15 protein-coding genes and 1 riboswitch are annotated in these 19,432 nt (G+C 68.4%); of the genes, 10 read left to right on the top strand and 5 right to left on the bottom strand.

The features are described 5' to 3' along the window. Positions 1-32: 32 nt before the first annotated feature. The gene (locus P2Q00_RS47050; protein ID WP_425579643.1) at positions 33-1,106 is read right to left on the bottom strand and encodes an SIS domain-containing protein; all 1,074 of its coding nucleotides are present in this window, start codon (positions 1,104-1,106) and stop codon (positions 33-35) included. Between the two features lie 241 nt (positions 1,107-1,347). Here P2Q00_RS47050 and nagB point away from each other — a divergent pair, with 241 nt between their 5' ends. Then, positions 1,348-2,133, top strand: a complete 786-nt coding sequence (nagB, locus tag P2Q00_RS47045; RefSeq protein ID WP_275781052.1) for a glucosamine-6-phosphate deaminase — start codon at positions 1,348-1,350, stop codon at positions 2,131-2,133. Between the two features lie 135 nt (positions 2,134-2,268). Here the strand turns inward: nagB and P2Q00_RS47040 are convergent, their stop codons facing one another. From P2Q00_RS47040 to P2Q00_RS47025, 4 genes are all read right to left on the bottom strand, one after another. Continuing rightward, positions 2,269-3,774 carry a glycoside hydrolase family 3 protein gene (locus P2Q00_RS47040; RefSeq protein ID WP_275781050.1) on the bottom strand — a complete coding sequence of 502 codons (1,506 nt, stop codon included), beginning with the start codon at positions 3,772-3,774 and terminating at the stop codon, positions 2,269-2,271. A gap of 9 nt (positions 3,775-3,783) precedes the next feature. Next, on the bottom strand, positions 3,784-4,638 hold the full coding sequence (locus tag P2Q00_RS47035; RefSeq protein WP_275781092.1) for a carbohydrate ABC transporter permease: 855 nt from the start codon (positions 4,636-4,638) through the stop codon (positions 3,784-3,786). A gap of 5 nt (positions 4,639-4,643) precedes the next feature. After that, complete coding sequence (locus P2Q00_RS47030) at positions 4,644-5,633, bottom strand: carbohydrate ABC transporter permease (RefSeq protein WP_275781049.1); 990 nt, start codon at positions 5,631-5,633, stop codon at positions 4,644-4,646. Between the two features lie 89 nt (positions 5,634-5,722). Further along, on the bottom strand, positions 5,723-7,006 hold the full coding sequence (locus P2Q00_RS47025) for an extracellular solute-binding protein (RefSeq protein ID WP_275781048.1): 1,284 nt from the start codon (positions 7,004-7,006) through the stop codon (positions 5,723-5,725). A gap of 307 nt (positions 7,007-7,313) precedes the next feature. On the opposite strand from P2Q00_RS47025, the gene P2Q00_RS47020 reads away from it, so the two are divergent. The 9 genes from P2Q00_RS47020 to P2Q00_RS46980 all read left to right on the top strand — a co-directional run bounded on the left by P2Q00_RS47020 (position 7,314) and on the right by P2Q00_RS46980 (position 19,294). Then, entirely contained in the window at positions 7,314-8,078 is a 765-nt protein-coding gene (locus P2Q00_RS47020) for a GntR family transcriptional regulator (protein WP_275781047.1), read from the top strand. A 153-nt stretch (positions 8,079-8,231) separates the two neighbouring features. After that, the gene (locus P2Q00_RS47015; RefSeq protein ID WP_275781046.1) at positions 8,232-10,376 is read left to right on the top strand and encodes a carbon starvation CstA family protein; all 2,145 of its coding nucleotides are present in this window, start codon (positions 8,232-8,234) and stop codon (positions 10,374-10,376) included. Next, positions 10,342-10,548: a YbdD/YjiX family protein gene (locus P2Q00_RS47010; RefSeq protein ID WP_275781045.1), complete on the top strand. Its 207-nt coding sequence runs from the start codon at positions 10,342-10,344 to the stop codon at positions 10,546-10,548. The genes P2Q00_RS47015 and P2Q00_RS47010 overlap by 35 nt, the downstream gene beginning before the upstream one ends. A gap of 150 nt (positions 10,549-10,698) precedes the next feature. After that, the gene (locus P2Q00_RS47005; RefSeq protein ID WP_275781044.1) at positions 10,699-10,962 is read left to right on the top strand and encodes a DUF3311 domain-containing protein; all 264 of its coding nucleotides are present in this window, start codon (positions 10,699-10,701) and stop codon (positions 10,960-10,962) included. Continuing rightward, entirely contained in the window at positions 10,959-12,596 is a 1,638-nt protein-coding gene (gene mctP / locus P2Q00_RS47000) for a monocarboxylate uptake permease MctP (protein ID WP_275781043.1), read from the top strand. The genes P2Q00_RS47005 and mctP overlap by 4 nt, the downstream gene beginning before the upstream one ends. A 98-nt stretch (positions 12,597-12,694) precedes the next feature. Next, positions 12,695-13,195 (top strand): GNAT family N-acetyltransferase, encoded by a 501-nt coding sequence (locus P2Q00_RS46995; RefSeq protein ID WP_275781042.1) that lies wholly within the window; start codon positions 12,695-12,697, stop codon positions 13,193-13,195. Positions 13,196-13,257: 62 nt separating this feature from the next. Then, positions 13,258-13,386: riboswitch (cobalamin riboswitch) on the top strand. Positions 13,387-13,510: 124 nt separating this feature from the next. Beyond that, positions 13,511-15,883 carry a ribonucleoside-diphosphate reductase subunit alpha gene (locus P2Q00_RS46990; RefSeq protein ID WP_275781041.1) on the top strand — a complete coding sequence of 791 codons (2,373 nt, stop codon included), beginning with the start codon at positions 13,511-13,513 and terminating at the stop codon, positions 15,881-15,883. Continuing rightward, positions 15,883-16,893, top strand: coding sequence for a ribonucleotide-diphosphate reductase subunit beta (locus tag P2Q00_RS46985; protein WP_275781039.1), 1,011 nt, complete (start codon positions 15,883-15,885; stop codon positions 16,891-16,893). Before P2Q00_RS46990 ends, P2Q00_RS46985 begins: the two co-directional genes overlap by 1 nt. Positions 16,894-17,227: 334 nt before the next feature. Continuing rightward, entirely contained in the window at positions 17,228-19,294 is a 2,067-nt protein-coding gene (locus tag P2Q00_RS46980) for a putative Ig domain-containing protein (RefSeq protein ID WP_275781038.1), read from the top strand. Positions 19,295-19,432 lie beyond the last annotated feature (138 nt).

Raw genomic sequence — 19,432 nt, 5'->3', positions numbered from 1 at the left:
AGGTGCCCTGGCCCGGTCTGCACCGGCTGCGCTCAGTGCGTCTCCGTCACCTTCGCCAACGCCCGCGGTGCGTCCGGGTCCTGGCCCCGCGCGATGGTGATCTCGTGGGCCAGGAGCTGCAGCGGGATGATCTCCAGGATGGGTTGGACTTCCTCGGCGACTCCCTCGGTGGGCAGGACGAAGCCGGCCGAGGCCTGCTCGACCTGGTGCGCGGGGCCGACGACGAACAGGTCGGCGCCGCGGCCGCGCAGCCGGTCGAGGACGGGCTGGAGGGCCTCGCCGCCCTTGCCGTCGGTGACGACCGCGATGACCGGGGAGACGTTGTCGACCATGGCGAGGGGGCCGTGCAGGAGGTCGGCGCCGGAGTAGGAGAGAGCGGGGATGTAGCTGGTCTCCATGAGCTTGAGGGCGGCTTCCTTGGCCGTGGGATAGCCGTAGCCGCGGGAGGTGATGACCATGCGTTCGGCGAAGCGGTAGCGGGCGGCGAGGGCGCGGACCTCCTCCTGCCGGGCGAGCAACTGCTCGGCGAGGTCCGGCAGCAGCTTCGCGGGGGCGCCGTCGCCGCCGCGCAGGCCTTCGACGAAGAGGTAGAGGGCGAGGAGGGAGGCCGTGTAGGTCTTGGTCGCGGGGAGGGCCTTCTCCGGTCCGGCCATGATGTCGACGTGGTACTCGGAGACGCCGGCCAGTGGTGAGCCGGGGTTGTTGGTGACGGCGAGGGTGATCGCGCCGGCCTCGCGGGCGGCCCGGGTCGAGGCCACCAGGTCCGGGGAGCCGCCGGACTGGCTGACGGTGACGACGAGGACGTCGGTGAGGTCGGGGCGGGCGCCGTACGCCGTGGTGGTGGACATCGAGGTGAGTCCGCAGGGCAAGCCGAGGCGGATCTCAAGGAGGTACTTGGCGTAGAGGGCGGCGTTGTCGGAGGTGCCGCGGGCGGTCAGCAGGACGAAGCGGGGTTTGCGGGCGGCGATCTTCTGGGCCACCTGCCGGATGGCGGGGGCACCCTCCTCAAGGATGCGGCGCAGCACGGCGGGCTGCTCGGCCATCTCACTGGCCATGATCCGGCCCGGGACGTCGCTCTGAGGGTCCGGTGTGGTGTCCGGTGTCATGGCGGTCATGGTGGGTTCCTCCCGGGTCTGGCTGCTCGCCGTGCGGGGCGCTGCGCATCGGCAGCACCGCACCCATTCCACTCCCCCGTGACGAAGAACGCCTGTCCTCCGCATGGAATGGGGATGGCCCCGCATCGACCTGGGGCGCAGGAGTCGATACTGTTAGATTGGTCTAAACCACATACCCTTCTCGACCGCACGGCCCTTCAGACACACAGCCCTTCAGATCGGCAGGTCCAGCGTGGAAGTTGTCATCGTTCCGGACGCCAAGTCGGGCGGCGAGCTCATCGCCGAGGCCATGGCGCAGCTCCTGCGGCGCAGGCCCGGGGCACTGCTCGGCGTGGCCACCGGCTCGACCCCGCTGCCCATCTACGAGGCGCTGGCGGCGAAGGTGCGCTCCGGTGCCGTGGACTCCTCGCGGGCGCGGATAGCGCAGCTCGACGAATATGTGGGGCTGCCGGCCGAGCATCCGGAGTCGTACCGTTCGGTGCTGCGGCGGGAGGTGCTGGAGCCGCTCGGGGTCGGGATGGACGCGTTCATGGGGCCCGACGGGACTGCCGAGGACGTGCAGTTGGCGTGCGCCGCGTATGACAAGGCGTTGGCCTCGGCCGGCGGGGTGGATCTGCAGTTGCTCGGGATCGGGACCGACGGGCACATCGGATTCAACGAGCCGTGCTCTTCGCTGGCCTCGCGGACTCGGATCAAGACGTTGACCGAGCAGACGCGGGTGGACAACGCGCGGTTCTTCGAGGGAGACATCGAGCAGGTGCCGCATCACGTCATCACTCAGGGGATCGGCACGATTCTGGAGGCTCGGCATCTGGTGCTGCTTGCCACGGGGGAGGGGAAGGCGGACGCGGTGGCCGCGACTGTTGAGGGGCCGGTCGCCGCGGTGTGCCCTGCCTCGGCGTTGCAGTTGCATCCGCATGCGACGGTTGTCGTCGACGAGGGGGCGGCGTCCAAGCTGAAGTTTGCGGAGTACTTCCGGCACACGTATGCCAACAAGCCTGACTGGCAGGGGATTTAGCGGTCTCGTCTGCCGGGTGCTGTTGTCTTCGGGCTGCAGGTCGTGGTGGGTTGCTCGCGCAGTTCCCCGCGCCCCTTAACGGCACAGCAGGCGCCGGCCCCTTTCAAGGGGCCGGCGCCTGCTGTGCCGTAGGGACTACTGCCCCGCAATGACCTCCGCCGCTGCTCGCCCGCACACCCGGGCCGCACCGTGCGTCGCGATGTGCAGGGCTCCGCGAGGGGTCGCCTGAGGGAGGCCCATCTCGACCACGATCGTGTTCGGGCGGGCCGCCAGCAGGGTGTCGACGGCGGCTGCCATCCAGGGGTGGCGGTGTTCGTCGCGGACCACGGCCACGATGCGGCGGGGGCCGGCCGCAGCCAGGGCTGCGAGGCCCGCGGAGTCGCCGGTGAAGCTGCCCGTTTCCGTGCCGGGGAGGAGGCGGAAGAGTTCCGCTGCGACGCCCCAGGGGGTCTCGTCGCCGACCGCGATGTTGGCGACGGGGGTGAAGGCGGCGACGTAGGGCGGTTCGGTGAGGGGGGTGAAGGGCTCGGCGCTCGTCAGCCTCAGGGCGCGGCGGGCCGCGCGGAGGCCCACCTCGCCGTCGGGCGTGGGCTCCGCGTCGGCTGCTCCCGCGGCTGCCGTCCAGCGGGCCAGTGCCCGGACCCGCTCCGCCGCGTCCGCCAGGCGTTCCTCGGGCAGTTCGCCGGTGCGGACCGCCGAGACCAGGGCGTCGCGCAGGCGTCGTACGGTCTCGTCGTCGGCGAGGCCGCCGCCCACGCAGATCGCGTCGGCACCGGCGGCCACGGCGAGGACGCTGCCCCGCTCGATGCCGTAGGTACCGGCGATGGCCTGCATTTCCATGCCGTCGGTGACGATGAGGCCGTCGTAGCCGAGGTCGCCGCGGAGGAGGTCGGTGAGGATCGTGGGCGAGAGGGTCGCCGGGTGGTCCTGGTCCAGGGCCGGGACCAGGATGTGGGCGCTCATCACGGCGCGGGTGCCCGCGGCGATGGCCGCGCGGAACGGGGACAGTTCGCGGGACTCCAGTACCGCCGCCTCCACGTCGATGCGGGGCAGGGCGTGGTGGGAGTCGACGGCCGTGTCGCCATGGCCGGGGAAGTGCTTGGTGCAGGCCGCCACTCCGGACGACTGGAGGCCGGTGACATAGGCCGCCGTGTGCCGGGCGACCAGGGCGGTGTCGGCGCCGAAGGAGCGTACGCCGATCACGGGGTTGGACGGGTTGGAGTTCACGTCGGCCGACGGGGCCCAGTTGAGGTTGACGCCACAGGCCGCGAGGCGGCGGCCGAGTTCCGCTGCCACCTCCCTTGTCAGTTCCACGTCGTCCACCGCGCCCAGCGCGTTGTTGCCGGGGAAGGAGGAGCCGGTGCGGACCTCCAGGCGGGTCACATCCCCGCCCTCCTCGTCGATGGCGACCAGAACGTCGTCCCGCTCCGCCCGCAACTGGGCGGTCAGGACCGACAGTTGTTCGGGGGAGGCGATGTTGCGGCCGAAGAGGCCGACCGAGGCGAGGCCTTCACCGAGGCGGCGCAGCAGCCAGTCGGGGGCGGTGGTGCCGGTGAAGCCGGGCTGGAGGACCGTGAGGGCATCGCGCGTCAGGCCCCTTTCCCAATGAGATGCAGTGGTGCCGCTGGCGATTGTCGTCATCGGGTGGCGTTATCCCTTCACTGCGCCGGCGGTCAGGCCCGCGGCCATCTTGCGCTGGACGAGCAGGAACAGGGCGACGATCGGCACGGCCATCATCGTGGCTCCGGCCATCATCGGGGCGTATTCGGTGCCGTGCTTGGTGGTGAAGTTGCCGAGCCAGACGGTCGCGGTCTGGTTCTTCTGGCTGAGGAGCATCAGGGCGTAGAGGTATTCGTTCCAGGCCTGGATGAAGCCGTACACGGATGTGGCGACCATGCCGGGGGCCAACAACGGGAAGACGACCCTGATGAAGGCGCCGGTCCGGCTGCAGCCGTCGACCATCGCCGCCTCCTCCAGCTCCTTCGGGATGTTGACGATGAAGCCGCGCAGCGTCCACACCGTGAAGGGGAGGATGAAGGTCAGGTAGGTGATGATCAGGCCCGAGAGCTTGTCGTACTGCTCCAGGTCGTTCAGGAGCAGGAAGATCGGAATGATCATGGCGACCAGCGGGACCATCTGGACCGCGAGGATGCCGACGATCACGATCTTGCGGCCACGGAAGGCGAACCGGGAGATGGCGAGCGCCGCCAGCATGCCGACGACGATGCCGATCGCCACGACCGAGAGGGAGACGATCAGGCTGCGGCCGACGGGACCCCAGAAGTCCGCGATGGCCAGCGCCCGGCGGAAGTTGTCGAGCGTGAAGCCGGTCGGGAAGAGGCTCGGGTCGGGGTCGATGGTGTCCTTGGCCGGTTTGATGGCCGTGTTGAGCATCCAGTAGACCGGGAAGCCGGCGGTCAGGAAGACGAGGAGGCCGAGGAGGTTCCAGCCGAGCTTGGACTTCCGGGGCCGCGAGGTGCCTCCCGTCGTCGCCACGGCGTTCATGACGGTCATTCGACCTCTCCGATCTTCAGCATCTGCCGCATGTACACGGCGACCACACCGAGCAGCAGTACGACGGTGATCAGGGCGATCGCCGAACCCTGCGCATAGTCGTTGACCACGAAGGCACGGTCGTAGGAGTAGGTGGTCAGGAGCTGGAACTCCGCCTCGGGATGGCCGTTTCGCATCACGAAGACCTGCGGGAAGACGCCCATGTCCCAGATGACCGACAGGGTCGTCAGCATCACGATGATCGGCTTGAGGATGGGCAGGGTGACGTAACGGAACACGCCCCAGGAGCCCGCGCCGTCCAGCCGCGCCGCCTCCTCCAGCTCCGCCGGGACCTGGGTGAGGCCGGCGCTGAGCGTGATGACGACGAAGGGGACGGCTCCCCAGACCACCAGCAGCATGATCACGGCAAGGCCCTGCGGTCCGCTCGCGAACCAGTTGTGGCCGATCAGGTCCACGCCGGGCAGCTTGCTGAGCAGCGCGTTGAGGATGCCGTAGTCGGCGTCGAACAGCCACTTGAAGACCGTGGTGGCGACGATGATCGGCATGCCCCAGCTGGCCACCAGCACGATGTTGACCAGCGTCTTCATCCAGCCGGAGACCCGCTGGAGGAGCAGCGCGATCAGCATGCCGAGCACCATCGTGAAGATGACCGATCCGGCCGCGAAGACGATCGTGCGGACCACGACCTGCCAGAACTCGCCGTCGCCCAGCACCCCGGTGAAGTTGTCGAACCCGACCCACTCGGCCGGCAGGAAGCCCCACAGCTGGGACTGCCCGAACTTCTGGAAGGAGAGGGTGACCAGGCGGACCAGCGGATAGCCGAGGACCAGCGCCAGGATCAGCAGACAGGGGGCGAGCAGCAGCCAGGGCGTGGCCGCGCCGCCCGAAGTCCGGGCTCTGCGTGGGTTCTTGGCGACCGGCACGGGTGGCGGCGCATGCCGCTGCGGCGGCACCTTGGCGGGGGTGGTCGTGTCTGCGGCACTCATCGCGCGCTCCTCAGCGGTCCCTCAGGTCTTACAGGTCGCACAGGTCGTACGGACGGCGGGGTTCCGCCCGGGCGGAACCCCGCGTCAGGTCACTTGGTGTTGATGACCTTGTCGATCGCGGCGTCCGCTTCCTTTGCGGCGGCCGCCACCGACTCCTTGCCGGTGCCGATGTTCTGCAGCATGGTCTGCAGGATCTGGGCCTTCTCGACCTGGCCCCAGCCCGGGGCCATCGGGACGAACCAGTTGGACTCGGCCGCGGTGGCCGGGACCGCCGTCGCGGGGTCGTTCTTCAGGGTCGCGAGGTCGGTCTTGTTGTTGGGCAGGTTGCCCTTGGCCATCAGACCCTTCTGGCCGGAGGGGCCGGTGAACGCGTTGATCCACTCGGCGGCGACGGCCTGCGCCTTGGACTTGACCGGGATCGCGAGGTCGCTGCCGCCCAGGAAGACGGGCAGGTTCTTGCCGGACGGACCCGGCATCACGAAGTTCTCGAGGTTGTTCTTGAGCTTGCCGGTCTTGTCGTTCTTCGGGTCGGCGGAGGTCGCGCCCTCCCAGGCCGCGCCGAAGATCATGCCGGACTTGCCCTGGCCGTAGACGATGTAACGGTCGGACTCGTCCTTGGTCTTGTCGCCGTGCATGTACTTGTCGACGACGTTCTTGAACTCGGTGAGGCCCTTGATGGACTCCGGCGAGGAGAGGCTCGCCTTCCACTGGCCGCCCGATTCCTGGGCGATGGAGCCGCCGGCGTCGTAGACGAAGGACATGGCCGCGTACCAGTCACGGGTGGGCTGGTACCAGGCGCTGAACTTGTCGCCCTCCTTCTTCTGGACCTTGTCCAGGGCGGCGGTGAGCTCGGCGTAGGTCTTGGGCGTGGACTTGACGCCGGCCGCGGCGAACACGTCCTTGCGCCAGTTGGCGACACGGCCGCCCGCGTAGTACGGGACGCCGTAGGTCTTGCCGTCGTACGTCACCGAGGCCTTGAGGCCGTCGAGCCAGGCGGCGGAGTTGGTGAACTTCGAGGCGTCGACGGGGGCGAAGGCGCCCTTGACCATGTAGCCGAGCATCTCGGTGTTGCCCATCTCGACCACGTCGGGGGCCTTGTCGGTGGCGAGGACCGCGTCGAGCTTGGTGTTCTTGTCCGGCCAGCCGTAGTACTCGTGGTTGATCTTGATGCCGGGGTGCTTCTTCTGGACGGCCGCGTCGGCGGCCTTCACCAGGTTCGGCCAGTTGTTCTGGGCGTCGACGGTGAGCCAGACGGTCAGCTCCTTGGCGTCCGCGCCGCTGCTGGAAGAACCCTTGCCGTCGCTGCCGCCACACGCCGCGATGGAGACCATCATGCCCGCGATACCGATCGCGGCTATCAGCTTGCGCTTCACGCCACCCTCCTCAGGGATGCCCACACCCCCCGCCCATGGAGCTGGGACCTGGACCAATGGTGTAGACCAGTACCGGGAGCTTGGACCAGACCAGGGAGCCTGTCAAGGGTCCCGGAAACAGCCCTGACCAGCTGTTATGCGAGCTACATATGCAGGAACCTTTAAGTAAGAAGGCAGCGAAAACAGCGGCGCAGGAGTACTGTCTTCCGCTAGACCACTTGGATCTGTGGACTAGACCAGGAGAGGTGGCGACGGTATACAGAAGGGATCACGAAGTGAGCCCCATCCGGAGCCGGGAAGGCAGAGCATGAGCACCGAGGTCAGCAGTGCGGAGAACGAGGGCGGGGCAAGTGTCCGTACGGCGCGCGTGCCCAAGTACTACCGCCTGAAGAAGCACCTGCTCGACATGACGGAGACGCAGTCGCCCGGCACTCCGGTACCGCCCGAGCGCACCCTCGCCGCCGAGTTCGACACCTCGCGCACAACGGTGCGGCAGGCGCTGCAGGAGCTGGTCGTCGAGGGCCGCCTCGAACGCATCCAGGGCAAGGGCACCTTCGTCGCCAAGCCGAAGGTCTCCCAGGCACTCCAACTCACCTCGTACACCGAGGACATGCGCGCCCAGGGCCTGGAACCCACCTCGCAGCTGCTGGACATCGGCTACATCACCGCCGACGACCGCCTCGCCGAGCTCCTCGACATCACGGCCGGCGGCCGGGTGCTCCGTATCGAACGCCTCCGTATGGCCAACGCCGAGCCGATGGCCATCGAGACGACCCATCTGAGCGCGAAGCGCTTTCCCGCGCTGCGCAGATCGCTCGTCAAGTACACGTCCCTCTACACGGCGTTGGCCGAGGTCTACGACGTCCATCTCGCCGAGGCCGAGGAGACCATCGAGACCTCCCTGGCCACCCCACGCGAGGCGGGCCTGCTCGGCACGGACGTGGGCCTGCCAATGCTGATGCTCTCCCGGCACTCCTTCGACAAGACCGGGGAGCCGGTGGAGTGGGTGCGGTCGGTGTACCGGGGGGACCGCTACAAGTTCGTGGCGCGCCTGAAGCGCCCGGCGGACTGAGCGCCCTGAAGGGGCGCGGGGAACTGCGCGACCAGCCCCAACGGCGCCGCAGATAAAAACAACCCCAACGCACACCCCAGCGGAGCGCCCTAGCGCAACTCCCGCTCCTGTTCTACGGTCCTCCCGACTCCGTCTGGACGGGAGGACCGCCTCGTGCGTACCGCGAACGTCCGCTCCATCGTCATCTGGACCCTCGTCGCTCTGGTCGGAGCGGCGGGCTGGTCCGTGCTCGCGCTCTCCCGGGGCGAGAACGTCTCGGCCGCCTGGATGGTCGCCGCCGCCCTCGGCTCGTACGCCATCGCCTACCGCTTCTACGCGAAGTTCATCGCGTACAAGGTGCTCAAGGTCGACGGAACCCGGGCCACCCCGGCCGAACGCCTCGACAACGGCATCGACTTCCACCCCACCGACCGCCGCGTGCTGCTGGGCCACCACTTCGCGGCGATCGCCGGCGCCGGACCCCTCGTGGGCCCGGTCCTGGCGGCGCAGATGGGCTATCTGCCCGGCACCATCTGGATCATCACGGGGGTGATCTTCGCCGGAGCCGTGCAGGACATGGTGGTGCTGTTCTTCTCCACACGCAGGGACGGGCGTTCGCTCGGCCAGATGGCCCGCGAGGAGATCGGCCCCTTCGGCGGAGCCGCCGCGCTGATCGCCGCCTTCGCCATCATGATCATCCTGCTCGGCGTGCTGGCCCTGGTCATCGTCAACGCGCTCGCCGCCTCGCCCTGGGGCACCTTCTCCATCGCGATGACGATCCCGATCGCCCTGCTGATGGGCTTCTATCTACGGGTACTTCGCCCCGGCCGGATCGCCGAGGTCTCCCTCATCGGCGTGGCCCTGCTGCTCCTCGCGCTGGTGGCGGGCCGATGGGTCGCCGAGTCGTCGTGGGCGGACGCCTTCACCCTCGCGCCCTCGACGCTGGTCGTCTGGCTGGTGGCGTACGGCTTCATCGCCTCGATCCTGCCGGTGTGGATGCTGCTCGCCCCGCGCGACTACCTCTCCACCTTCATGAAGATCGGCACCATCGCGCTGCTCGCGCTGGGCGTGGTCATCGCGCTGCCGACGCTGAAGATGGACGCGGTGACGGACTTCGCCTCGCGCGGCGACGGCCCGGTCTTCGCCGGCTCGCTCTTCCCCTTCGTCTTCATCACCATCGCCTGCGGGGCGCTGTCCGGCTTCCACTCGCTCATATCGAGCGGCACGACGCCCAAGATGATCCAGAAGGAGACGCAGGTCCGGATGATCGGCTACGGCTCCATGCTGATGGAGTCGTCGGTCGCGATCATGGCGCTGGTCGCGGCGAGCATCATCGACCCGGGGCTGTACTTCGCGATGAACGCACCGGCGGGCGCGATCGGCACCACCGTGCAGAACGCCTCGCAGGTGGTGAGCAGTTGGGGCTACCACATCTCCCCCGCCGACCTCGCCCAGGCCGCGAAGAACGTCGAGGAGTCCTCGCTCCTCTCCCGCACCGGCGGCGCCCCCACCCTCGCCATCGGCGTCTCGGAGATCTTCTCCAAGGTCACCGGCGGGAGCCTGAGGGCCTTCTGGTACCACTTCGCGATCATGTTCGAGGCGCTGTTCATCCTGACCGCGCTGGACGCCGGTACGCGGGTGGGCCGGTTCATGCTGCAGGACATGCTGGGCAACGTCATCCGGCCGTTCAAGAACGTCAGTTGGAAGCCGGGCCTGGTCATCACCAGCGGGATCGTGTGCGCACTGTGGGGGTACTTCCTGTGGGTCGGCGTCCATGAACCCCTCGGCGGCATCAACCAGCTGTTCCCGATCTTCGGCATCTCCAACCAGCTGCTGGCCGCGGTCGCGCTCGCGGTCTGCACGACCCTGCTGGTGAAGTCCGGGCGTCTCAAGTGGGCCTGGATCACCGGGATTCCGCTGGCCTGGGACGCGACCGTGACGCTGACCGCCAGCTACCAGAAGGTGTTCTCCAGCGACCCGAAGGTCGGCTTCTTCAAGCAGCGGTCCGTGTTCCAGGACGCCATCGACGCCGGGAAGGTGCTGCCGCCCGCCAAGAACATGGACGACATGCACACCGTGGTCACCAACTCCACGGTGGACGGCGTCCTTACGGCGGTCCTGGCCGTGCTGATCGTCGTGGTGATCGCGGACGCTCTGCGGGTCTGCGTCCGGCACATCCGCCGCCCGGCCCTCTCCTCGCTGAGCGAGTCGCCGTACGTCGAGTCGAGGATCACCGCGCCGGCCGGGCTGATCCCGACACAGGAGGAGAGGGAGGAGGGGCGCCGTGCGGTCGTCGGCAGTGCTGCGCCGGGCGATTAGGGGTGTGCGCTGGTATGTGCGGGAGCTGACGGACGAGTCGGCGTACGACCGCTATGTCGCGCATCTGCAAAAGGGCCACCCGGACGCGGAGGTGCCGTCCCGGCGTGAGTTCGAGCGGATGCGGACGGACCGTCAGGAGGAGGATCCACGGCAGGGATTCCGCTGCTGCTGACGCTCAGTCAATGACACCGATGTCGGGCCTTCACGGAATCGACATACCGATATGCGGACGAGGTCTTCCGCTGCCTTCGCGCGGTGACCTAGATTGCCTGCGCATTACACAGGTGATCAATGGGATCAGTGAGGGGACGGAGCCGCACATATGTCAGATGCGCCTGAAGTGAGACCCCCGGTGGTGACACCGGTCCGCGTGGTCATCGCCCTCTGCCTCGTGGCGCCCTTCGTGGCGATGCTCTGGGTCGGCTCATACGCCAAGACGGACCCGGCGTTCGCAGGCATCCCGTTCTTCTACTGGTACCAGATGCTGTGGGTGCTGATCTCCACCGCGCTGACGGTGACGGCGTACCAGCTGTGGCAGCGTGACCAGCGCGCCCGCGCCGCGCAGAAGGGCGGTGCGTCCAAGTGAAGGACGGCGTGAACGGCGTCGCGCTCGGCGTCTTCATCTTCTTCTTCCTGGCCGTCACGGTCATGGGCTTCCTGGCGGCACGCTGGCGCAAGGCCGAGAACGAGCAGAGCCTCGACGAATGGGGCCTGGGCGGACGGTCGTTCGGCACCTGGGTCACCTGGTTCCTGCTCGGCGGCGACCTGTACACGGCGTACACCTTCGTCGCCGTGCCCGCGGCGATCTACGCGGCGGGTGCGGCCGGCTTCTTCGCGGTGCCGTACACCATCCTGGTGTACCCGCTGATCTTCACGTTCCTGCCGCGGCTGTGGTCGGTCTCGCACCGGCACGGATATGTCACCACCTCGGACTTCGTACGCGGCAGGTTCGGCTCGAAGGGCCTGTCGCTGGCGGTGGCCGTGACCGGCATTCTCGCGACGATGCCGTACATCGCACTCCAACTGGTCGGCATCCAGGCCGTGTTGGACGTCATGGGCATCGGCGGCAGCGCGAACTCCAACTGGTTCGTGAAGGACCTGCCGCTGCTGATCGCCTTCGGCGTGCTGGCGGCGTACACGTACTCGTCGGGCCTGCGCGCGCCCGCGCTGATCGCGTTCGTCAAGGACGCGCTGATCTACATCGTCATCGCCGTCGCGATCATCTACATCCCGATCAAGCTGGGCGGCTTCGACGACATCTTCGCCAAGGCGAGCGCGGCGTTCAGCACGCCCAACCCGGTGACCGGCAAGCCGCGCGGGGCGCTGGTTCCGGCCGAGGCGAACCAATGGACGTACGCCACGCTGGCGTTGGGCTCCGCGCTCGCGCTCTTCATGTACCCGCACTCGATCACCGCGACGCTGTCCTCGAAGAGCCGTAACGTGATCCGCCGCAACACCACGATCCTGCCGCTGTATTCGCTGATGCTGGGCCTGCTCGCACTGCTGGGCTTCATGGCGATCGCGGCCGGAGTCAAGGTCACCAACGGCCAGTTGGCGATCCCGCAGCTCTTCGAGAACATGTTCCCGAGCTGGTTCGCAGGCGTGGCCTTCGCGGCGATCGGCATCGGCGCGCTCGTCCCGGCGGCCATCATGTCCATCGCGGCCGCGAACCTCTTCACCCGCAACATCTACAAGGACTTCATCAAGCCGGACGCGACGCCGGAACAGGAGACCAAGGTCTCCAAGCTGGTCTCGCTGCTGGTGAAGGTGGGTGCCCTGGTCTTCGTCCTGACGATGGACAAGACGGTCGCCATCAACTTCCAGCTGCTGGGCGGCATCTGGATCCTGCAGACCTTCCCGGCCCTGGTCGGCGGCCTGTTCACGCGCTGGTTCCACCGCTGGGCGCTGCTCGCGGGCTGGGCGGTCGGCATGGTCTACGGCACCCTCGCCGCGTATGGCGTCGCCTCCCCGACCAACCCGGGCCAGAAGCACTTCGGCGGCTCCAACGCGAACGTCCCGGGCCTCGGCGAGATGGGCTACATCGGCCTGACGGCGTTCGTCCTGAACGCGGTGGTGGCGGTGGTGCTCACCTTCGTGCTGAAGGCGCTGAAGGCCCCGGAGGGCGTCGACGAGACCAAGCCGGACGACTACACGGCGGACGCGGGCGACCCGGGCGTGAAGGCGGACCTGCCGCCGGCCACGGCCGGGGCTTCCCACTAGTCATCACGCCAGTAGTTACGCAAGTAGTTACGGTGATCAACGGGCCGCCGGGAAAAACCGGCGGCCCGTTGTCGTACCCGTCCGGCACACTCGGGTTCATGGACATCGTGATCAGGCCGGTGGCACCCGGCGAGTACGAGACCCTCGGCGAGATCACCGCCCAGGCCTACCTCCAGGACGGCCTCCTCACCTTCGGCGAGAGCGACTGGTACCTCGGCGAACTGAGGGACGTCGCCAAGCGGGCGGCCGCATCCGACGTACTGGTGGCCACCCAGGGCGACCAACTCCTCGGCGGCGTCACCTTCGTCCCGTCCCCGGGCCCCATGGCCGACATAGCCGGCCCCTCAGAAGCCGAGATCCGTATGCTCGCCGTCGACCGGGCCGCCCGCGGCAGAGGAGCCGGAGAGGCCCTCGTCCGCGCCTGTGTCGACCGGGCAAGAGCTGCCGGCTGCACCGGCATCGTCCTGTCCACCCAGCCGATCATGCACGCCGCCCACCGCATCTACGAGCGCGCCGGCTTCGTCCGCGCCCCCGAGCGCGACTGGAACCCGATCCCGGGCGTCGACTTCACGCTGATCACCTATGAGTTGACGCTCTGACACGCTCCGAAGTCGCCACGACACAACATCTGGGGGTGCAACCGAATCCCGGCACAAGATGTATGCTCATGCTCGCTGTCGCCGCAGGGGAATCCGGTGCGAATCCGGAACTGTCCCGCAACGGTGTACTCATGCGTGTTCATGCACGTTTGAGCGTCAGTCCGAGGACCTGCCGACAGTGTGCCCAGGCCGTCCGGCCCGGGCGCCTTGACGTCCGGGCCTCGTGGAGTGGGCCGGTGGACGCGACGCCGTGCGCGCTCGTGACTGCCCCCTGCCCTCCGCAAGGCCCCCGTGCCGAGCGAGGGAGAGCCCCACGTGACCATCGCGCCAGCCGAACCGGCTTCAGCGACGCCCCCGGTGGCCGACGACGGTCCCGGAGCCGCGCTGCTGCGGACCCTGACCGAGCTGACCGCCGACCTCCCCGACGCCGACCCCGGCCGGGTCGCCGCCGCCGCACTGCGCGGCCGGTCCGCCCGCGCGGACGAGACGGAGCTGCGCGAACTGGCCACGGAGGCGGCCGCCGGCCTCATCTCGGACGACCCCGCGTACTCGCGGCTGGCCGCGCGTCTGCTGACCGTCAGCATCGCCGCGGAGGCCGCCTCGCAGGGCGTCACGTCCTTCACCGAGTCGGTCGCCGTCGGCCACCGCGAGGGCCTCATCGCCGACCGCACGGCGGAGTTCGTGCGCCTGCACGCCGAACGCCTCGACGCACTCGTGGACCCCCAAGGGGACGACCGCTTCGGCTACTTCGGCCTGCGCACGCTCCACAGCCGCTACCTGCTCCGGCACCCGATCACCCGCCGCGTCATCGAGACGCCGCAGCACTTCATGCTTCGGGTGGCGAGCGGCCTCGCCGAGGACGACTCGGCCCGCTCCGTCGACGAAGTCGCCGCGCTCTACGGCCTGATGAGCCGCCTCGACTACCTCCCGTCCTCGCCCACGCTCTTCAACTCCGGCACCCGGCACCCCCAGATGTCGTCCTGCTACCTCCTCGACTCCCCGCTCGACGAGCTGGACTCCATCTACGACCGCTACCACCAGGTGGCCCGCCTCTCGAAGCACGCCGGCGGCATCGGACTGTCGTACAGCCGGATCCGTTCGCGCGGTTCGCTGATCCGCGGTACCAACGGCCACTCCAACGGCATCGTCCCGTTCCTGAAGACGCTCGACGCCTCGGTCGCCGCCGTGAACCAGGGCGGCCGACGCAAGGGCGCGGCCGCGGTCTATCTGGAGACCTGGCACTCCGACATCGAGGAGTTCCTGGAGCTGCGCGACAACACCGGTGAGGACGCCCGCCGTACGCACAACCTGAACCTCGCGCACTGGATCCCGGACGAGTTCATGCGTCGCGTCAACGCCGACGAGCTGTGGTCCCTCTTCTCGCCCGCCGACGTGCCCGAGCTGGTGGACCTGTGGGGCGAGGAGTTCGACGCCGCCTACCGCAAGGCCGAGGCCGAGGGTCTCGCGCGCAAGACCATCCCCGCCCGCGACCTCTACGGCCGCATGATGCGCACCCTCGCCCAGACCGGCAACGGCTGGATGACCTTCAAGGACGCCGCCAACCGCACCGCAAACCAGACGGCCGAGCCGGGCCACGTCGTCCACTCCTCCAACCTCTGCACGGAGATCCTGGAGGTCACGGACGACGGCGAGACGGCGGTCTGCAACCTGGGTTCGGTCAACCTCGGCGCATTCGTTGCCGGTCGGGACATCGACTGGGAGCGGCTGGACGAGACCGTCCGCACGGCGGTGACCTTCCTGGACCGCGTGGTCGACATCAACTTCTACCCCACCGAGCAGGCGGGCCGGTCGAACGCGCGCTGGCGCCCCGTGGGCCTCGGCGCGATGGGCCTGCAGGACGTCTTCTTCAAGCTCCGCCTGCCCTTCGACTCGCCGGAGGCCAAGGCCCTGTCCACCCGTATCGCCGAGCGCATCATGCTCGCCGCGTACGAGGCCTCGGCCGACCTGGCCGAGCGGAGCGGCCCGTTGCCGGCCTGGGAGAAGACCCGTACGGCCCGCGGCATCCTGCACCCCGACCACTACGACACCGAACTCACCTGGCCGGAGCGCTGGGCGGCACTGCGGGAACGCATCGCCACCGTCGGTATGCGCAACAGCCTGCTGCTGGCCATCGCCCCGACCGCCACCATCGCGTCGATCGCGGGCGTGTACGAGTGCATCGAGCCGCAGGTGTCGAACCTCTTCAAGCGCGAGACGTTGTCCGGTGAATTCCTGCAGGTCAACTCGTACTTGGTGAAGGACCTGAAGGAGCTGGGTGTCTGGGACGCCCGCACCCGCGAGGCGCTGCGCGACGCCAACGGCTCGGTGCAGGACTTCGCCTGGATCCCCGCCGACGTACGCGCCCTGTACCGCACGGCATGGGAGATCCCGCAGCGCGGCCTGATCGACATGGCGGCGGCCCGCACCCCCTACCTGGACCAGTCCCAGTCCCTGAACCTGTTCCTGGAGACGCCGACCATCGGCAAGCTCTCCTCGATGTACGCGTATGCCTGGAAGCAGGGCCTGAAGACGACGTACTACCTGCGCTCCCGCCCGGCGACCCGCATCGCCCGCGCCGCCCAAGCCCAAGCTCAGCCTGAAAAGACCATCCCCGTGCAGCAAGCAGCCGACCCCGACGCGGTCGCCTGCTCCCTGGAAAACCCCGAGTCCTGCGAGGCCTGCCAGTAATGTCCACCACCCAGAATCTGCTCGACCCGGGCTTCGAGCTGACCCTCCGCCCCATGCGCTACCCGGACTTCTACGAGCGCTACCGGGACGCCATCAAGAACACCTGGACCGTGGAGGAGGTCGACCTCCACTCGGACGTCGCCGACCTCGCCAAGCTGACGCCCGCCGAGCAGCACCTGATCGGCCGTCTGGTCGCCTTCTTCGCGACGGGCGACTCGATCGTGGCGAACAACCTGGTCCTGACGCTGTACAAGCACATCAACTCCCCCGAAGCACGGCTCTATTTGAGCCGCCAGCTGTTCGAGGAGGCAGTCCACGTCCAGTTCTATCTGACCCTCCTGGACACCTACCTCCCCGACCCGGAGGACCGCGCCGCCGCCTTCGCGGCCGTCGAGAACATCCCCTCCATCCGCGAGAAGGCCCAGTTCTGCTTCAAGTGGATCGACTCGGTGGACAAGCTCGACCGCCTGGAGTCCAAGGCCGACCGGCGCCGCTTCCTGCTCAACCTGATCTGCTTCGCGGCCTGCATCGAGGGCCTGTTCTTCTACGGCGCCTTCGCGTACGTGTACTGGTTCCGCAGCCGCGGTCTGCTGCACGGACTCGCCACCGGCACCAACTGGGTGTTCCGTGACGAGACCATGCACATGAGCTTCGCGTTCGACGTGGTCGACACCGTCCGCAAGGAGGAGCCGGAGCTCTTCGACGACCAGCTCCAGCAGGAGGTGACGGACATGCTGAGGGAAGCCGTCGAGGCCGAGCTGCAGTTCGGGCGCGATCTGTGCGGTGACGGCCTGCCCGGCATGAACACCGAATCGATGCGCCAGTACCTGGAATGCGTCGCCGACCAGCGCCTCACCCGCCTCGGCTTCGCCCCGGTGTACGGCTCCGAGAACCCCTTCTCCTTCATGGAGTTGCAGGGCGTCCAGGAACTGACCAACTTCTTCGAGCGCCGCCCTTCGGCGTACCAGGTCGCGGTGGAGGGCACGGTCGACCTCGACGAGGACTTCTAGCCTCCCAAGGCTTCTGCTGCCTGCCTCCCAAGGCTTCGGGTCGGCCCATGGAGCTTTCATGGGCCGACCAAACGTCTTCCATGCGCCGTCCATGGAGCTTCTATGGAGCGGCAAAGTTCTTCCGGCGCGTCTGTTCCGGCGTCCTCGCCACCCGCTACTTTCTGGCCGTCCTGTCATGTCACACACAACCGCACCACAACGGCGTCACCAACGGCATCACAGGACGTTCAATGTGTCATGCCCATGACGGCATCGCGCACCGCCGCCGCTACGCGCGTCACAGGCCTGCCACCAGCGTCGAGAACCCCACTCCAACGACGGAGGCAGTACCCCCATGCGTCAGACACGCACCGGAAAGTCCAGACGGAGCCTGCGAAGACTCCTGGCCGTAGCCATCCCCAGCCTCGCGCTCGGCCTTGCCGGACTCGTCGCGGCACCCGCGCACGCAACGCCCGCAGCGTCCGCGGCCTCGCACATCTCCCGCACCACCCAGAACTCCAAGGCGCTCACCTCCCCCGAGCGGCAGACGTTCCACTCAACCGGCAAGGCCGGCCAGAAGGTGCCCACCACGCACCTGTGCGCCACCGCGGCCCCCGGTCACGCGTCCTGCTTCGCCCAGCGCCGCACCGACATCAAGCAGCGGCTGGCCTCCGCGGTCGCCGCCGCCGCACCCTCCGGCCTCAGCCCGGCCAACCTGCACAGCGCCTACAACCTGCCGTCAACGGGCGGCTCGGGCCTGACCGTCGCCATCGTGGACGCGTACAACGACCCCAACGCCGAGTCGGACCTGGCCACTTACCGCTCGACATACGGCCTGTCCGCCTGCACCAAGGCCAGCGGCTGCTTCAAGCAGGTCAGCCAGACCGGTTCCACGACCTCGCTGCCCACCAACGACACCGGCTGGGCCGGTGAAGAGGCGCTGGACCTCGACATGGTCAGCGCCGTCTGCCCGAACTGCAACATCATCCTGGTCGAGGCCAACTCGGCGACGGACTCCGACCTCGGCACCGCCGAGAACGAGGCCGTCGCGCTCGGCGCCAAGTTCGTCTCCAACAGCTGGGGCGGCTCCGAGTCCTCCTCCCAGACCAGCGAGGACACCTCGTACTTCAAGCACCCGGGTGTCGCGATCACCGTCTCCTCCGGTGACTCCGCCTACGGCGCCGAGTACCCGGCGACGTCCCAGTACGTGACCGCCGTCGGCGGCACGGCGCTGAGCACCTCCTCCAACTCCCGCGGCTGGACCGAGTCCGTGTGGAAGACCAGCTCCACCGAGGGCACCGGCTCCGGCTGCTCCGCGTACGACTCCAAGCCGAGCTGGCAGACCGACACCGGCTGCACCAAGCGCATGGAGGCCGACGTCTCCGCCGTCGCCGACCCGGCCACCGGTGTGGCCGTGTACGACACCTACGGCGGCTCCGGCTGGGCGGTCTACGGCGGCACCAGCGCCTCCGCGCCGATCATCGCGGGCGTGTACGCGCTGGCCGGCACCCCGGGTTCGAGCGACTACCCGGCGAAGTACCCCTACAGCCACACCAGCAACCTGTACGACGTGACCAGCGGCAGCAACGGCTCCTGCTCCACGGCCTACTTCTGCACCGCCGAGACCGGCTACGACGGCCCGACCGGCTGGGGCACCCCCAACGGCACCACCGCCTTCACCTCCGGCAGCACCACCGGCAACACGGTGACCGTCACCAACCCGGGCAGCCAGTCGACGACGACCGGCAGCTCGGTCAGCCTCCAGATCAGCGCCACCGACAGCGCGGGGGCGACCCTGACCTACAGCGCGAGCGGCCTGCCGACCGGGCTGTCGATCAGCAGCTCGACCGGCAAGATCACGGGTACGGCGTCCACCGCGGGCACCTACCAGGTCACCGTCACCGCGAGCGACAGCACGGGCGCCTCCGGCTCGACCTCCTTCACCTGGACCGTCGGTTCCAGCAGCGGCACCTGCACCTCGTCCCAGCTGCTCGGCAACCCGGGCTTCGAGTCGGGCAACACCACCTGGACCTCGTCCAGCGGTGTCATCACCAACTCCAGCAGTGAGTCGGCACACGCCGGTTCGTACTACGCCTGGCTGGACGGATACGGCTCCTCGCACACCGACACGCTGTCCCAGTCGGTGACCGTGCCGAGCGGCTGCAAGGCGACCTTCACCTTCTACCTGCACATCGACACCGCGGAGACCGGCAGCACGGCCTACGACAAGCTGACCGTCACCGCCGGTTCGACGACCCTGGCGACGTACTCGAACCTCAACGCCGCCTCCGGGTACGCCCAGAAGTCCTTCGACCTGAGCTCGTACGCGGGCTCGACCGTCACCCTGAAGTTCAGCGGTGTCGAGGACTCCTCGCTCCAGACCAGCTTCGTCCTCGACGACACCGCCGTGACGACCAGCTGATCACTGTCCGACCCCGTTTGACCCTGAGCCCCGGTCGCCGCCTTCGCGGCCGGGGCTCAGATGGGGGTCCCCCCAGGCGTTTAGCACTGGGGGCGGATCCGAACGTGCTGCTCACACGTCACATGGGAGAGGAGGCCC

It is taken from the genome of Streptomyces coacervatus (assembly GCF_029223485.1).
In the GTDB taxonomy this organism is placed as follows: domain Bacteria; phylum Actinomycetota; class Actinomycetes; order Streptomycetales; family Streptomycetaceae; genus Streptomyces; species Streptomyces coacervatus.
Note: the sequence above shows the minus strand (reverse complement) of the source record. Positions and strands in the feature narration are given on the sequence as shown.

Coding starts and splice junctions, on each gene's coding strand:
- P2Q00_RS47050 (WP_425579643.1), bottom strand. CDS start 1,106: ATGACACCGGACACCACACCGGACCCTCAGAGCGACGTCCCGGGCCGG.
- P2Q00_RS47040 (WP_275781050.1), bottom strand. CDS start 3,774: ATGACGACAATCGCCAGCGGCACCACTGCATCTCATTGGGAAAGGGGC.
- P2Q00_RS47035 (WP_275781092.1), bottom strand. CDS start 4,638: ATGAACGCCGTGGCGACGACGGGAGGCACCTCGCGGCCCCGGAAGTCC.
- P2Q00_RS47030 (WP_275781049.1), bottom strand. CDS start 5,633: ATGAGTGCCGCAGACACGACCACCCCCGCCAAGGTGCCGCCGCAGCGG.
- P2Q00_RS47020 (WP_275781047.1), top strand. CDS start 7,314: ATGAGCACCGAGGTCAGCAGTGCGGAGAACGAGGGCGGGGCAAGTGTC.
- P2Q00_RS47005 (WP_275781044.1), top strand. CDS start 10,699: ATGTCAGATGCGCCTGAAGTGAGACCCCCGGTGGTGACACCGGTCCGC.
- P2Q00_RS46995 (WP_275781042.1), top strand. CDS start 12,695: ATGGACATCGTGATCAGGCCGGTGGCACCCGGCGAGTACGAGACCCTC.
- P2Q00_RS46985 (WP_275781039.1), top strand. CDS start 15,883: ATGTCCACCACCCAGAATCTGCTCGACCCGGGCTTCGAGCTGACCCTC.
- P2Q00_RS46980 (WP_275781038.1), top strand. CDS start 17,228: ATGCGTCAGACACGCACCGGAAAGTCCAGACGGAGCCTGCGAAGACTC.